Source organism: Arsukibacterium indicum (assembly GCF_019100565.1).
In the GTDB taxonomy this organism is placed as follows: domain Bacteria; phylum Pseudomonadota; class Gammaproteobacteria; order Enterobacterales; family Alteromonadaceae; genus Alishewanella; species Alishewanella indicum.
This window is the reverse complement of record NZ_JAHRID010000009.1, coordinates 145,880-161,146: the sequence shown is the minus strand read 5'-3', so window position 1 is coordinate 161,146 and position 15,267 is coordinate 145,880. Positions and strand designations below refer to the sequence as shown.

Sequence of the window (15,267 nt, the reverse complement as noted above, 5' to 3'; positions counted from 1 at the left end):
TTTACTCCGCAGCTACATGTTGCGGCGGTGAAGCCAGGTAATCCAGCGCGAGGCCGGTTAGTGCCCTTACGCCTGTTATCAGTGCGTCTTCGTTGACATCAAACATCGGCGAATGGTTTGGCGGCACTTCACTTAGCGGGGTGTTAGCAGGCGATATACCTAAAAAGAAAAACACCCCGGGAATTTGTTGCTGATAAAACGAGAAATCTTCGGCGCCGGTAATCGGTTTTATTGATGCCACGCCGTTATCGCCAGCTGCCCACTGCAGGCTTGGCATCGCCCAGTCTGTCAGAGCCGGGTCATTCCAGGTAACGGCGGCGAAATTGTGCACGTGAAAATCAGCTTCGGCGCCACTGGCTTTGGCAATATGCTTGCTGGTGTGCGCCATCCGGGCGATGAGGTCTTCGCGCATCTCGCTATCAAAGGTTCGGATAGTACCTTCTAATTTCACATCATCCGGAATAATATTCCAGCGAATACCGCCGTGTACCTGGCCGAACGACACCACCGCCGGCGCTTTGGTGACATCTATTTGCCGCGCCGGGATCAGGTTAATAGCGTTGATAAGCTGACCTGTGACATTTATCGGATCGATACCTCGCCACGGGCTGGAGCCGTGCACCTGTTTGCCTTTGACGGTTATCTGAAAGCTGTCGGCGGCGGCCATTATGCCTTCGGTTTTAACCTGCAGCTGGCCCGGTTCGCCCGGCCAGACATGCAAGCCAAAAATTGCCGTGGGGGTAGGGTTAGCAAACAACCCCTCGGCCAGCATCATCTTAGCGCCGCCTTCTTCACCCGCTGGCGGGCCTTCCTCGGCCGGCTGAAAGATAAACATAATAGTGCCGGCAATATCGGCTTGTTGTTTGCTCAGCACTTCGGCGGCACCCATTAGCATGGCAACATGGGCATCATGACCACAGGCATGCATTACCCCGGTCTGCTGACCGTTAAATTCGCTGATTACCTCAGACGCAAACGGCAAGCCGGTTTGCTCGGTTACCGGCAATGCATCCATATCGGCCCGCAGCGCCACCACCGGACCTGGCTTTGCCCCTTTTAAAATACCGACCACTCCGGTGTGGGCAATGCCAGTGCGTACTTCAAGGCCCAGTTTCTCTAAATGCGCCGCTACCTTTGCCGCCGTGCGTACTTCGCGGTTTGACAGCTCAGGATGCTGGTGAATATCACGCCGCCAGGCAATTACTTTTGGCATTACTTGCTCAATGTGCCTGCTCAGCTGATGTTTAGCGGAGGCAGGCTGGTCTGCGGCCAGACTGATGGGGGTGTATAAAAATGGCAGTAACGATAAACTGAGTAAAGACCAGCGCATAGTCGCTCCGTGGCGGATAGTTATAGTACTACCATAAGCCTGGCGGATAAAAATGGCAATTGCCGCTGGAAAATTGCCGCCGGCTTAGGTAATGTCGGACCAGTTGATTATAAGGCGGTAGACGTATACGGATGCAGTTGCATATTATCAGGGGTTATATTCAGCACATTTACCTGATAGCTGATCAGGGTGGTCTGCTGCTGCTTGATGGTTGTAGCCGGGCTGACGTGACTGCAGTGTGTCGCTTTATTCAGCAACAGCTGAACCGGCCGCTAAGCGACCTGAAACTGGTGCTGGTGACGCATATGCATCCGGATCATGCCGGTGGTGCGCATAAGCTCCGGCGCCTGACCGGCGCCAATATTGCCTGTCATCCCAAGGCACAATACTGGTATGGTGGTTTTATGGGGCGCTGCGCCCATCTTATTGATGTTAGCCTGACCTGGTGGGTGGCCAAGCGATTAGGTAAGCCGAAACGGCATATCTGGTACAACCCGATATTAAAACCTGATTTGTTGCTCGAAGACGGCCAGCGATTACCGGGCTTTCCGGATTGGCAGATTATTTACACCCCTGGCCATACCGATCATGATGTATCTGTGCTGCATCAACCGAGCAGGCAGTTGTATATTGCCGACTTAATTGTTTCGGTGAAAAAGCGGCTGGTACCGCCATACCCGGTGTGTCACCCCAACCAGTATAAACAGTCACTGCAGCGGGTTGCGTCGCTGAAGCCCGCTAAATTGTATTTTGCTCACCTGCCAGCCCGTGTTGCAGACACTATCGATTTTGACGACATACTGTCTCAGGCTCCCACTTTGCCAAAAAACCACTGGCATTCAACCCGTAACCGCATTTTGCATACTCTGGGCAGGCAAACGCGCCAACATTGACTGGCGTCTTACATCGCTGTAACCGGCAACAGAGCTATGTTAGGCTGGTTATTGTCAACAGGAGGTGCGATGAATAAGCTGAGCCACGCGAACAAAGCTGCTTTGGTGGTTGAAGGTGGCGCCATGCGTGGCATTTTTGCAGCTGGTGTGCTGGATGCTTTTATTGAGCAGCAGTATCAGCCGTTTCAGTTTGCGATTGGCGTTTCTGCCGGTTCCACTAATTTGATTGGCTATTTAGCCGGAGATCATGGCCGTAGCCGGCAAATTCTGCTGGATCATGCCCGCCGTACTGATTTTTTAAACTGGCGCCGTTACCTCAAAGGTGGCCATTTTTGTGATGTCAGCTGGTTATGGCACGCCTCCTTTGATGAGGTGCCGCTCAACGTGGAGCACTATCTGCAACAGCAGGTACCGCTTTATGCGGTAACTACCAGCGTTATCACCGGTCAGGCCCGCTATTTTGAGGTGACGGCAGACAACATGCATCAGCTGTTTCCGGCATCATGCGCCATTCCGCTGATGTATCGCGATTTTCCACGGATTGACGGTGAACAGATGACGGATGGCGGCCTGGCCGATGCCATTCCGGTGTTAAAAGCTTATGCCATGGGGGCGAGGGATATTACTGTGGTGTTGTCGCAGCCCAGTGGCTATCGCAAACGGGCCAGCCCCATGCCAGTTTTAATGAAACCGTTTTTTAAACAGTATCCACAAATGTTCAGTGCGGTGTTAACCAGAACAGCCCGCTACAATCAGGCGCTGGAATTTATTGCCAGCCCACCAGCAGATTGCCGGGTAAGGGTGGTAGCACCGCCGGCAAATTTTTCGGTTGGTCGCTTTTGTCAAAACCCGCAGCAGTTGGAGGCAGGGTATCAGGCCGGCCGGTTAAGTGGTTTGCAGCATGTGGCCGGCAGCTGGGATCCCGGTGCGGATGCCTGCTTGGAGAGCCCTGCCAAAACGCTATAGTACCGCCCCAGTGGCTCATCGATGCTTGCAAATTCCAGCTTTATTAAAATGCCGCTGTCTCAGTCAACCCGGGACAATCCAGCCTGAAAGCAATTTTCTTCAGGGCTTTTTGCTCCAGCTGTAAATCAGCAGCCAGTACACTTTGCTGCATCAGCCACTCTGGCGGCAATCCCAATTGCAGTTGCTGAGCACTGGCGCTGGCGGTAATTTCTGGCACAAAGTCATCACGCCTTTTTTGATTAAGTAATACTGACAGCCGTAACAATACCAGCAAATTTATAACCTGTGGTAGCTGATATAAACTAAAAATAGGAATCTCGTCAGCCCGGATTTTACGACGGTGAAAGCGGACCAGGCACGACAGTAATTGTTGCTGTTCCTGGTTAAAGCCTGGCAGGTTAGCGTTTTGCAAAATATAGGCAGAATGCTTCTGAATACCAGAAGAATTGATATGCAGGCCAATTTCATAAACCCGGCAGGCAAAACTCAGCAACAGACCATCATCGTCTGTTAGCAGCCAGGCATCCTGCACCTGATTAAATAGTGACTGGGCTGTGTGTTGTACCCGTAGAGTCTGGGCTTCGTCAACTGAATAGCGGCGCATCATGCTGCTGATGGTATGCTCACGGATATCGTGATGCTGCAGCCGGTCGCTCATTTCATACAGCACACCTTCGCGTAGCGCGGCATCGACATAAACCAGCTCATCTATTTGCAGCATATTAAAAGCACCGATTAAAATGGCCAGACCGGGACAGAGTAACAGCTTGCGATCATCTGTTAAACCGCTCAATGTCAGCTCAGTTGCATGCTGATACTGCAGTAAATGATTTTTTAAGGCCGTCAGGTCGTTTAAGCGCATACTGCTGCTGTTCCAGCCAAGGCCACTTATTACATCTTTAATGGTTTTAACGGTACCTGAGGTGCCGACAGCCTGTTGCCAGCCGGCAGTGCGAAAGCTGCTGACTATGGGTTCCAGCTCCTGTTCAGCCTGCAAAATGGCACGTTCAAAACGCCGCGGACTAATTTTGCCCTGGGCAAAATGGCTCTGGCCGTAACTGACACAGCCCATATTGCGGCTGCTTAGTCTTAATGGTTGTAAGCCTTCACCAATAGCGAACTCGGTGCTGCCCCCGCCAATATCTATCACCAGCCGCTTTGCACTGAAGTGTTCAAAGTGGGCAACACCCTGATAAATAAAGCGGGCTTCTTCCTGGCCGGAGATAACTTCTATCGGGAAAGGAAACACCACTTTGGCCCGGCGTAAAAACGTGGCAGCGTTGCGGGCCCTGCGCAGGGTGTATGTGGCTATCACCCGCACCGCATTCGGGGCAAAAGGCTGCAGGGTATCTGCAAACTGTGCCAGTACCTGCAGGCCGCGCTCAATTGCTTCCTCGCTGAGCACTAACTCATCATTCAGGCCTTCAGCCAACTGGACTTTTTGCTTTTCCCGGTGCAACAGCTGCAGAGAGCCATCATTCACCCGGGCTATAACCATATGAAAACTATTTGAGCCGAGATCTACGGCTGCCATATAGTCGGCGTTTGATGCTGCTGTCTGTTCTGATTCAGTCAATTGTCTGGGTCAACCTGTACCGCCTGCTGGCGCGCCAGGAAATGATATATTTCCTGCTGGGAACGCAGATTGCGTTTGTTGCCGCGCTTAACATAAGCATTAGAATGTTTACCGTCAATAATACGCGCCTTAACGTTATCCCGCCACTGGATATCGAGGGTGCTGATAATCTGCTGCTTAATCCGGTTGTCGTAAACCGGTACCCCTACTTCTACCCGCTGATCAATATTGCGGGTCATCCAGTCGGCCGAAGAAATATACAGCGCGGTATCACCACCATTGTGAAACAAATAAACCCGGGCGTGCTCCAGATAGCGGTCAAGTACGCTGATGACCTTAATATTCTGGCTTTTACCCGGTAATCCGGGCAGCAATGAGCACATGCCGCGGATGATCATCCGGATTTTTACGCCGGCCTGGCTGGCTTTATAAAGCAGTTGTACTATTTCTTCATCAACCAGATTATTTACTTTCAGAAAAATTTCGGCTTTGCGGCCACTGGTCGCAAAATCGATTTCGCGTTGAATTAAACTGAGTAACCGTGGCCGGCTCCAGGTAGGCGAAACGATCAAATGCTGGAAGTTAAATGGCCGGTACGAGTATTGAATAAACTCGAATACCTGATCAATTTCAGCGGTAATTTCACTGTGGCAGGTAAATAAACTCATATCGGTATAAATACGAGCGGTTTTCTCATTAAAGTTGCCGGTGCCAATATGGCCGTAACGAACGGCTTTGCCTTTTTCCTGACGGGTAATCAGGCACAGTTTAGAATGGATCTTTAATGTGGTCTGGCCGAATATCACTTCAATACCTGCATCGGTCATCCGTCTGGCCCAGTTAATGTTATTTTCCTCATCAAACCGGGCCTTTAATTCGACTACTACTGTAACTTTTTTACCGTTGCGAACCGCATCCAGTAAGGAATGAATAACCCGCGAGTGCTTGGCCACCCGGTACATGGTCATTTTAATATGGCTGACTTTGGGATCGAACGATGCCTGCCGCACCCACTCAGTGAAGTAGCTGAAATTATGATAAGGATAATACAGCATAATATCAGTCGCGCGGATCGCATCGAAACTGGTGGGGTAATGCTCAAAATCCGGGCTGGGCAACGGCTCCATTGGTGGGAATTCCATACTTTGATGGCCCAGATTCGGAAAACCAATAAAGTCCTTAAAGTTACGATACCGACTGCCGGCAATCAGGGCGTCGGTAGAGCTGGTGCCCAGCTGCTTAGTCAGTACTTTCAGCATTTGCTCTGGCATGGCTGCATCATAAACCAGCCGGGTGGGTTCTGATTTTAACCTTTGCCGGATACCTTTAGACATTTTATCAATCAGGCTCTGGTCCAGGGTATCACTGATATTATATTCAGCGTCCCGGGTAAGCTTTAGTGAAAAAGTGCAAATAGTTTCAAACTGAAAAAAGCCATTAAATAAATCGCCGGCACAATGATTAATAATGTCATCGAGCAATAATATCTGACGCCGGTAATGGCCATTTTTCTTACGGGTATTTAAATGTAATGGCAACTCGATAAAACGCGATACTTCAGCGGTCGGAACTTCAATAATGGCATAGTCGGGTTTACCGCTGCCGGTCATCTCCACCATCAGGTAGGTCGTATTATCTTCCAGGATTTTGCTCAGCGAGCTGTCGGTACTTGACAAAATAATTGGCGAAATATGCCGTTTCACTTCGCTGCGGAAAAAGTTCTTAACCCAGGCAGACTGAGCTTCGGTCAGCTTACTGTCATCAATTAACTCGATATTGTGCTTGCGCAGCTCCAGCTGAATATCCAGGTAGATTTTATTAAACTGTTTGCCCAGCTCCTTAACCTGTTGCTGAATTTGCTGCAACAGGGTTTCGGCATCTTCATGCTCCCAGGTCTGGTATTTTTTCAGCAAGATCCGCCGTTTAACGTCGGCAACCCGTACCCGGAAAAACTCATCCAGGTTATTTGAATAAATGCCTAAAAAACGCAGCCGCTCAATAGGCGGATTACGGGTGTCAGCTGCTTCCTGTAGTACCCGGCCATTAAAAGCCAGCCAACTGAGCTCGCGTGGAAATAACGGGTATTCAGGGTGTGCCCCGACGTTGGTTTGTGGTGATGCCGGCTGATCCATTCTGATTGCTCCTGCTAACTGCCTGCAAAGCACACTATGGCATTTTTGTGACAAAATGATGAAGCCTTTCACCCCGCAAACAGCCGGGTGAAAGGCTCAGTTATTAAAAGCGTGGTTGTTTCGTCAGATAAGTGAGCGTTCAGTCCACTCAGGTTTCTACATCAACCACAATATCGGCAGCAATAGCTTCCAGCGCCTTAATGACTTCATCGCGGCTTAAACCTGCTGGCAGTTGCACAGTTGCTTCAGCATGAAATAGCGGCACCCCCCAATTCGGGGCGCTTTGTTTATTACTGGAAAACTGAATAATATTAGTGCCTTTGTGCTTAATAACTGATGACAGCTCACGGACAATGCCTGGCCGGTCGTTACCAGTGATAACAAAGCGCAACTGCTGTTGTTTATTCAGTTCGCTGTGTTCACCTTGCTGAACTTTAATATCTAAATCGCTAACGTTGCTAAGTGCCGTGACTAAATTACCCAGATCAGGCTCTGCCACTTCTATTTGCACTATACCGGCAAAATACCCGGCCAGGTGACTTAAGTTGCTGGCCATCCAGTTACCATTATGGTCATTTATTACCCTGGCTAACTGCTCTACTAACCCTGCTTTATCTTTACCAATAACGGTAAGGACTAACTGCTTCATATGGATATTCCCTTACTATCACTATAGGTTGAACCGCGCTGCACACGGCTGGTTATGCGCAATATGCGTCAAAAATTTTTTTAAAGTTCAGACCCAAGAGTGTAGACACAACTTTCTGATTTTAAAACGCTACTTAACAAATTATTTTTGGTTTGCTGTTTTGTCACGTCATGCTGTTATAAGATAGTGTCAGCAAGATTATCGGGTACAGGTAAAAAAAGATGTGGCTAATCAGATGGCGAAGAGTTTTGCCAGGGCTGATCCTGCTAGCAGGTATCAGCGGTGGTGCCGTGACGCCGGTTGCCGCTAAATCTGACAGTACCTTAACCAGTGTCGGCTCAGATACCCTGCAGCAGCTAATGCAACTTTGGGGCGAAGAGTATCGCCGCCGCAACCCGACGGTCAATTTTCAGATCCAGAGCATAGGTTCGTCTACAGCCCCGGTGGCACTGATAGAAGGCACTGCTCAACTTGGGCCGATGAGCAGAGCGATGCGCCAGGCAGAGTTGCAGCAATTTGCTGAGCGCTTTGGTTATCTGCCAACGGCTGTGCCCGTCGCCATTGATTTACTTGCAGTTTATGTTCACCCCGACAATCCACTAACCCAGATCAGTTTGCAGCAACTGGACGCGATATTCTCAGTAAACCGGCGCTGTGGTGGGGCAGCGGATATACAGCGTTGGGGACAGCTTGGGCTGGCAGGCCACTGGCAACAGCGTTTTATCAGTATGTACAGCCGTAACTCTGTCTCGGGAACCTATGGCTATTTTAAACAGCATGTGTTGTGTAATGGCGATTTAAAAGCGCGTACCAATCAGCTGGCTGGCTCGTCTGCGATGCTAAGGGCTATCAGTCAGTCGGTGGCGGGTATTGGTTACTCAGGTATTGGTTACGCAACACACAATGTTAAAGTGCTGCCAATCATAACCGCTGACGGTCAGGCGGTTGCACCGACGGCAGCAAATGCCCTCAGCGGCGACTACCCGTTGGCCAGGCAACTTTATATCTATGTTAATAAGCCACCCGGCCAACCGTTAACTGCTGATGAGCTGGCATTTTTTGATCTGGTATTGTCAGTAACCGGGCAGCAGCTGGTTCTGCAGGATGGTTTTCTGCCTTTGCCGGCAGAGATTGTCAGCAACTGGCGGCAGGTCCTTGGTTTAGCCGCTTTACCTGAGCAACTGGAATAATGTCATTGCCTGCTGCTAAGCACAGCCCATATAAACTGCAGCGGCGCCGGCGCTGGTATAACCGGCTGCTGCATGGTGTGATTGGTTTATCCGGCATCAGTGTGGTTGTTATGCTGGCAGCGCTGTTTATCTACCTGTTCAGCGAAGTGATTCCATTATTCCGGAATATTACCGGCACTGCATTGCCACCGGTTTCGGCGGTTTATCAGTCAGAGCCGGCAGAAATATCCAACGGCAAGACGCCGTGGCCCAGTGTGCCGGCATTCAGCGCCGTTACCGGTAACGGAAAGTATAGCTTGCTGGCAACCGCAGACGGTGCTGCGTGTCTGTTTGCCAAAAACGACGATGACAGCTGTTTACAGCAGTGGCAGCTAACTGAAACGCGTGACACTCTGACCAGTTTACGCTGGCTGACTGCTGATCAGTCCGTGCTGGCAGGGTATCAAAGTGGTCGCTTGCAGCAGTGGTTTTTATTAGCTGACAACAGTGCATTGGCCCATCTGCGACTGGTGCGGGAGTTACCGGCACAATCTTCGGCAATTCTGCACATTGCACCGGAACATAACCGCCGCGGCTTTGCTACGCTGGCTGCTGATGGCCAGCTGACGTTGTATTATTCCGCTATGGCTAAACCGTTGTGGCAAACAGCCAGCGGTATTACCGACGTTAAGGCGCTAGCTTTCTCTGCTGACAACCAGCAGCTTAATGTCTACAGTGATACGAGCCGCCATACCTTTGTTATGGATAATCCCCACCCGGAGGTGCATTGGCAAACCTTATGGCACAGCGTTTGGTATGAGGGCTTCGCCGGCCCCGACTACGTCTGGCAAACATCGTCGGCGGCAGATGCTTATCAGCCTAAATTTTCGTTAGTGCCGCTGACAACCGGTACCTTGAAAGCGGCCTTGTATGCCATGCTGTTCGCGGCACCGCTGGCCATTATGGCGGCCATTTATACCGCTTGTTTTCTGCCTGCCGGGCCGCGCCGGCGTATTAAAGGCCTTATTGAGCTGATGGCGGCATTTCCAACGGTAATTCTTGGTTTTATAGCCGCAGTCTGGTTGGCGCCGGTAATAGAGAGCCAACTGCTGGCGTTAGTACTTTGGATAGTCATGATGCCACTCAGTGTGTTGCTGCTTGCAGCGATATGGCCCAGCTTGCCCCCTGGTTTCAGGCAACGTTGTAGTGACGGCTGGGAAGTTTTGTTACTCATGGTGTGGCTGAGCCTGATAAGTCTGATGGTTTTTTGGGTGGCAAACCTGCTAGACAATAGTCTGTTCGAGGGCGGAGTGCGACAGTATCTCGATGAGCTGGGCATTTATTATGAGCAACGCAATGCCTTAATTATCGGTATTGCCATGGGGTTTGCTGTTGTGCCGGGCATTTTCAGCATTGCAGATGATGTGCTGTACCAGGTTCCCCCACAGTTGACCCGCGGCGCGTTAGCGCTTGGCGCTACTCAGTGGCAGACGGTACTCAGGATCAGCTTGCCGGTAGCATTACCCGGGCTGATTGCCGCCACCCTGATAGGGTTTGGCCGGGCAATAGGTGAAACCATGATCGTGTTAATGGCAACCGGTAATAGCCCGATAACCAATTTTAATCTGTTCGAAGGGCTTCGCAGTTTAACGGCGACCCTGGTTATTGAATTGCCGGAAGCAACTGTGGGCAGCAGCCATTTCAGAGTGCTATTTGTTGCAGCGCTAATTCTGCTGCTATTAACCTTCGTTGCCAACACCGCCGCCGAAGTTATCCGGCAGCGGCTGCGTAAAAAGTACCAGAGGTTGTAGTCATGCTCAGAAACTGGTTTCGCCAGGGGGCGCCCTGGATTTGGTTGAATGCCGGCGCTGTTGCCATGAGCTTGCTGCTTGTTTTTGGTCTGTTGGCTTTTATTGTGGTGCAGAGTATCGGTGTTTTCTGGCCCTCGGAACTGACCGGCCATACCGGGGAAAAACTGCTGCAGTATCTGGTTAACTGGTGGCAGTTTCTCAGCGGTTCTTCGGGCCAGGCGGGGATTTTTCCGGCGATACTGGGCACGGTGTTAATGGTGCTGCTGATGTCAGTGCTGGTTACACCATTGGGTGTACTGGCAGCAGTATACCTGCATGAATATGCGAAAGAGGGCTTGTTGCTGCGGTTGATCAGAGTGGCCGTGCATAACCTGGCGGGGGTACCATCCATTGTGTTTGGGGTGTTTGGGTTGGGTTTTTTCGTATACTACCTTGGTGGCAACATTGATAATCTTTTTTTCAACGACAGTTTGCCGACACCGACCTTTGGTACGCCAGGTTTACTATGGGTATCGCTGACCCTTGCCTTGCTGACCTTGCCGGTGGTGATCGTAGCGACCGAGCAGGGGTTAGCCGGCATTCCCAAAAATTTGCGGCTGGGTTGCTTTGCGCTGGGAGCAACCAAGGCTGAGGTGATCTGGAAAATAGTGTTGCCTCAGGCATCGCCAGCGATGGTTACTGCCCTGATGCTGGCCATCGCCCGGGCTGCAGGTGAAGTGGCGCCTCTGGTCTTTGTCGGGGTAGTCAAATCCGTGTCGGAACTGCCATTATCCAGCGACTTTCCTTATTTGCAATTGCAGCAGAAAATTACCAGTCTGAGCATGCATATTTACGACGCCGGTCTGCAGAGCCCGGATGCACAGCGGGCTGAGCCACTGGTATTTGCTTCAGCACTGGTGTTGATTACACTGATATTTATACTCAATCTGCTGGCATACCGTTTACGTAAGCGACTGGCATTGCGTTATCGCAACCGGCCGCTGCCAGAGTAATAAAACTGTAACATTAGCAGGGTAATATATGACGGCAGAGTTTATTGCAAAACTGGACGTTCAGGATTTATCACTAAAATTTGCTGATAAAACCGTCTTGCAGCACATTAATCTACGGATACCTGAACACAAAATTACTGCCTTTATTGGTCCGTCAGGCTGCGGTAAATCCAGCTTATTGCGCAGTTTTAACCGGATGAATGAACTACTTGAAGATACCCAGACGACGGGTGAAGTTTTGCTTGATGGTAAAAATATTTACCATTCTGAAATTGAAGTGGCGGAGCTGAGGCGTCGGGTGGGCATCGTGTTCCAGAAGCCAAATCCGTTTCCACATTCGGTGTATGAAAATGTTGCCTTCGGTCTGCGTTTACAGGGTATAAAGCAAGCAAGACAGCTTGACGAGTTAGTAGAATCTGCTTTACGTAAAGCAGCGCTGTGGGACGAAGTACGTGACCGGTTGCACGACAGCGCAGTGAATTTGTCAGGCGGACAGCAGCAGCGGCTGGTGATCGCCAGAGCGATAGCCATAGAACCGGAAGTTTTATTGCTGGACGAGCCGGCGTCGGCATTAGATCCGATTTCAACTCTGAAAATTGAAGAGCTGATGTACGACTTAAAACAGCACTATACTCTGGTTATTGTTACTCACAATATGCAACAGGCAGCCCGGGTGTCAGATTACACCGCCTTTTTAAATATGGGGCAGCTGATAGAGTTTGATGAAACAAATAAAATGTTTACTGATCCCAGTCAACGCGCTACCGAAGATTATATTACCGGTCGTTTTGGCTAGCACATTCAGCAAACGGCACATTTAACAGCAGCAAGGGTCATTTAATGGACAAGCTAAATTTATCAAAGCATATCTCCAGCCAGTTTAACGAAGAGATAGAGCAGGTTCGCAACCATGTTATGGCAATGGGCGGCTTAATTGAACGACAGCTGTTTGATGCACTGGAAGCAATAGCCAATAGCGACAGCGAGCTGGCACAACAAGTGATTCAGAACGACTTAAAGGTAAATGACTGGGAGTTACAGATCGATCAGGAATGTACCCGGATTATTGCTAAGCGTCAGCCGGCTGCCAGCGATTTACGACTGATTATGGCAATTTTAAAAACCATTGCTGATCTGGAGCGGATTGGTGATGAAACCCGGCGGATTGCCAAAGTGGCACTGGAGTCGTTTAATAGTGCACAGCAGGATTTACTGGTTAACCTGGATAATCTGGGGCGGCATGTTGGTCAGATGCTGCATGATGTGCTGGACGCCTTCGCCCGGATGGACGTGGAAGCAGCGTTAACCGTGCATAAAGAAGATAAGAAAGTTGACCGCGAATACGAGTCGATAACCCGGCAGTTAATGACCTATATGATTGAAGATCCACGCTCCATTCCAAAAATCATGAATGTGCTGTGGTCGGCCCGTTCGCTGGAGCGGATTGGTGACAGGTGCAAAAACCTGTCTGAATACATTATATTTTTTGTGAAGGGTAAAGTGGTCAGACACAGCTCTGAAGAAACCCTTGAGAAAGAAGCCCGCAGCTGATTTTTTTAAACCAGTTCGCTTTTTTAAAACGCCTCAACCAGACTTCTGGCTGAGGCGTTTGTGTTTTATCTGCTAATATTTCATTTTTATTGCGGTTTGATTGCAGTTACAATGCGCGCCGACCTTATTCACCCTGAATATTATGAGGCCACACTATGCCAGGTAATACATTTTTATCCGTGTTTGCCAAGTCACCGATAAAGCCCATTGAAGAACATATACGCAAAGTGCATGAAGCCAGTGAGTTGTTGCTACCTTTTTTTGCTGCTGTGTATCAGAAAGACTGGCCAACTGCGGCTGAAGTTCGAAAAGGCATCGTTGCTCTGGAAAAAGAAGCAGACAAAATGAAGCGGGAAATCCGGATAAACTTACCGCGTGGATTATTTTTACCGGTCGACCGGACCGACATTCTGGAATTAGTGGCACAGCAAGACAAAATTGCCAATAAAACCAAAGATATTTCTGGCCGGGTATTGGGCCGTGAGCTGGAAATTCCTGACGCCATTCAAACGGATTTCCATGCCTACATTCAACGCTGTATTGATGCCACAGCAATGGCCTCTGAAGTGATCAACGAATTGGATGAATTGCTGGAAACCGGATTTCGCGGCCGTGAAGTGGATCTGGTTATTAAGATGGTTGAAAAGCTGGATGCAATTGAACATGACACAGACGAAATGCAGATTAAGTTGCGAAAAGCTGTGCGGGGGGCCGAAGCTCAGCTGAACCCGGTAGATGTGATGTTTTTATACCGGACTATCGAGTGGATTGGCGATTTAGCCGATATTGCCCAGAAAGTGGGTTCTCGCTTAGAAATCATGCTAGCCCGTTAATTAAAAAGGTATTACTGATGGATATTATTCAATCATACGGCCTCATTCTGGTTATATTGGCTGCTGTTTTTGGCTTTCTGATGGCTTACGGCGTTGGCGCTAATGATGTAGCTAACGCCATGGGCACCTCGGTTGGCTCCAAAGCGTTGACCATTAAACAGGCCATTTTTATTGCTGCCATCTTTGAGTTTGCCGGCGCCTATCTGGCCGGTGGTTCGGTAACGTCAACCATCCGGGGTGGCATTACTGATGCGGCGTTCTTTGTTGATACGCCCGAGCTGATGGTCTACGGCATGATAGCGGCACTGCTGGCTGCAGCAACCTGGCTTATCGTTGCCTCTTATTTTGGCTGGCCGGTATCGACCACCCACTCAATTGTTGGGTCTATTATCGGTTTTGCGGCAGTGTGTGTCGGTATTGACGCCGTGCACTGGGATAAAGTAGGCGGCATTGTCGGTAGCTGGGTGGTAACCCCTATTCTGGCCGGTATTCTGGCGTACCTGTTTTTTATGAGTGCGCAACGGCTTATTTTCGATACTGATCAACCCATTGTTAATGCCAAAAAGTATGTGCCTTTTTATATGGCATTTGCTGCCTTTGTTATGGCGCTGGTTACTGTGCAAAAGGGCCTGAAACATATAGGCCTGGATATCAGTACGGCCAATGGCTATCTGCTGGCGTTGGTGTTGGGGGTGATAGTCGGTATCATTGGTAAAATTGCCATCAGCCGGATAAAAATTGATCCGGCGGCGGATAAGAAAATGCAGTTTAACAACGTTGAACGCATTTTCAGTGTGTTAATGATCACCACCGCTTGTTGTATGGCATTTGCCCATGGTTCCAATGACGTCGCCAATGCGATAGGGCCACTGGCTGCAGTTGTTAGCGTGGTCAGTTCGGGTGGCGAAATTGCCAGTAAAGCGGCGCTGGCCTGGTGGATCCTGCCATTGGGTGGTATTGGTATCGTTATCGGTCTGGCAACGTTGGGTGCCCGGGTAATTAAAACTGTCGGTACCGCTATTACTCATCTGACACCAAGCCGCGGCTTTGCTGCAGAATTGTCTGCGGCGTCAACCGTTGTTATTGCGTCAGGCGCAGGGTTGCCGATCTCTACAACTCAAACATTAGTCGGCGCAGTATTAGGCGTCGGTTTGGCCCGGGGTATCGCTGCACTTAATCTTGGCGTAGTGCGCAATATCTTTATATCCTGGGTTATTACCCTGCCGGTGGGTGCAGGTTTAGCAATTATTTTCTTCTACATTCTGCAGTTCTTATTCACGCTGTAGTTACTCTGAGATACCGGAATAAAAAAAAGGGGCTGAATTTCAGCCCCATTTCAGTTTGTTTGACCCGTTCCGGATCGCT

Annotated in this window: 12 protein-coding genes and 1 pseudogene; 9 read left to right on the top strand and 4 right to left on the bottom strand. The window is 49.8% G+C overall.

What is annotated here, in order from left to right; genetic code table 11:
* Position 1: 1 nt before the first annotated feature.
* Positions 2-1,330 (bottom strand): amidohydrolase, encoded by a 1,329-nt coding sequence (locus KQY15_RS16970; RefSeq protein WP_217671099.1) that lies wholly within the window; start codon positions 1,328-1,330, stop codon positions 2-4.
* Between the two features lie 131 nt (positions 1,331-1,461).
* Here KQY15_RS16970 and KQY15_RS16965 point away from each other — a divergent pair, with 131 nt between their 5' ends.
* Positions 1,462-2,223: an MBL fold metallo-hydrolase gene (locus tag KQY15_RS16965; protein ID WP_217671098.1), complete on the top strand. Its 762-nt coding sequence runs from the start codon at positions 1,462-1,464 to the stop codon at positions 2,221-2,223.
* A gap of 69 nt (positions 2,224-2,292) precedes the next feature.
* Positions 2,293-3,189, top strand: a complete 897-nt coding sequence (locus KQY15_RS16960; RefSeq protein WP_217671097.1) for a patatin-like phospholipase family protein — start codon at positions 2,293-2,295, stop codon at positions 3,187-3,189.
* Between the two features lie 43 nt (positions 3,190-3,232).
* Here the strand turns inward: KQY15_RS16960 and KQY15_RS16955 are convergent, their stop codons facing one another.
* From KQY15_RS16955 to KQY15_RS16945, 3 genes are all read right to left on the bottom strand, one after another.
* Entirely contained in the window at positions 3,233-4,765 is a 1,533-nt protein-coding gene (locus tag KQY15_RS16955) for a Ppx/GppA phosphatase family protein (protein WP_217671096.1), read from the bottom strand.
* Complete coding sequence (gene ppk1 / locus KQY15_RS16950; RefSeq protein ID WP_217671095.1) at positions 4,762-6,897, bottom strand: polyphosphate kinase 1; 2,136 nt, start codon at positions 6,895-6,897, stop codon at positions 4,762-4,764. Before ppk1 ends, KQY15_RS16955 begins: the two co-directional genes overlap by 4 nt.
* A 148-nt stretch (positions 6,898-7,045) precedes the next feature.
* Positions 7,046-7,546: a glycine cleavage system transcriptional repressor gene (locus KQY15_RS16945; RefSeq protein WP_217671094.1), complete on the bottom strand. Its 501-nt coding sequence runs from the start codon at positions 7,544-7,546 to the stop codon at positions 7,046-7,048.
* A gap of 221 nt (positions 7,547-7,767) precedes the next feature.
* Here KQY15_RS16945 and KQY15_RS16940 point away from each other — a divergent pair, with 221 nt between their 5' ends.
* The 7 genes and pseudogenes from KQY15_RS16940 to KQY15_RS16910 all read left to right on the top strand — a co-directional run bounded on the left by KQY15_RS16940 (position 7,768) and on the right by KQY15_RS16910 (position 15,188).
* Positions 7,768-8,736 (top strand): PstS family phosphate ABC transporter substrate-binding protein, encoded by a 969-nt coding sequence (locus tag KQY15_RS16940; RefSeq protein ID WP_217671093.1) that lies wholly within the window; start codon positions 7,768-7,770, stop codon positions 8,734-8,736.
* Positions 8,736-10,526 carry an ABC transporter permease subunit gene (locus KQY15_RS16935; protein ID WP_217671092.1) on the top strand — a complete coding sequence of 597 codons (1,791 nt, stop codon included), beginning with the start codon at positions 8,736-8,738 and terminating at the stop codon, positions 10,524-10,526. Before KQY15_RS16940 ends, KQY15_RS16935 begins: the two co-directional genes overlap by 1 nt.
* Positions 10,527-10,687: 161 nt before the next feature.
* Positions 10,688-11,518: pseudogene (gene pstA, locus KQY15_RS16930) on the top strand (phosphate ABC transporter permease PstA); the annotation flags it as partial.
* Positions 11,519-11,546: 28 nt separating this feature from the next.
* Positions 11,547-12,314 carry a phosphate ABC transporter ATP-binding protein PstB gene (pstB, locus tag KQY15_RS16925; RefSeq protein ID WP_217671090.1) on the top strand — a complete coding sequence of 256 codons (768 nt, stop codon included), beginning with the start codon at positions 11,547-11,549 and terminating at the stop codon, positions 12,312-12,314.
* A gap of 44 nt (positions 12,315-12,358) precedes the next feature.
* The gene (phoU, locus tag KQY15_RS16920) at positions 12,359-13,069 is read left to right on the top strand and encodes a phosphate signaling complex protein PhoU (RefSeq protein WP_214001084.1); all 711 of its coding nucleotides are present in this window, start codon (positions 12,359-12,361) and stop codon (positions 13,067-13,069) included.
* Positions 13,070-13,224: 155 nt separating this feature from the next.
* The gene (locus KQY15_RS16915) at positions 13,225-13,902 is read left to right on the top strand and encodes a TIGR00153 family protein (RefSeq protein ID WP_217671089.1); all 678 of its coding nucleotides are present in this window, start codon (positions 13,225-13,227) and stop codon (positions 13,900-13,902) included.
* A gap of 17 nt (positions 13,903-13,919) precedes the next feature.
* Positions 13,920-15,188: an inorganic phosphate transporter gene (locus tag KQY15_RS16910; RefSeq protein WP_217671088.1), complete on the top strand. Its 1,269-nt coding sequence runs from the start codon at positions 13,920-13,922 to the stop codon at positions 15,186-15,188.
* The last annotated feature ends 79 nt before the right edge of the window (positions 15,189-15,267 follow it).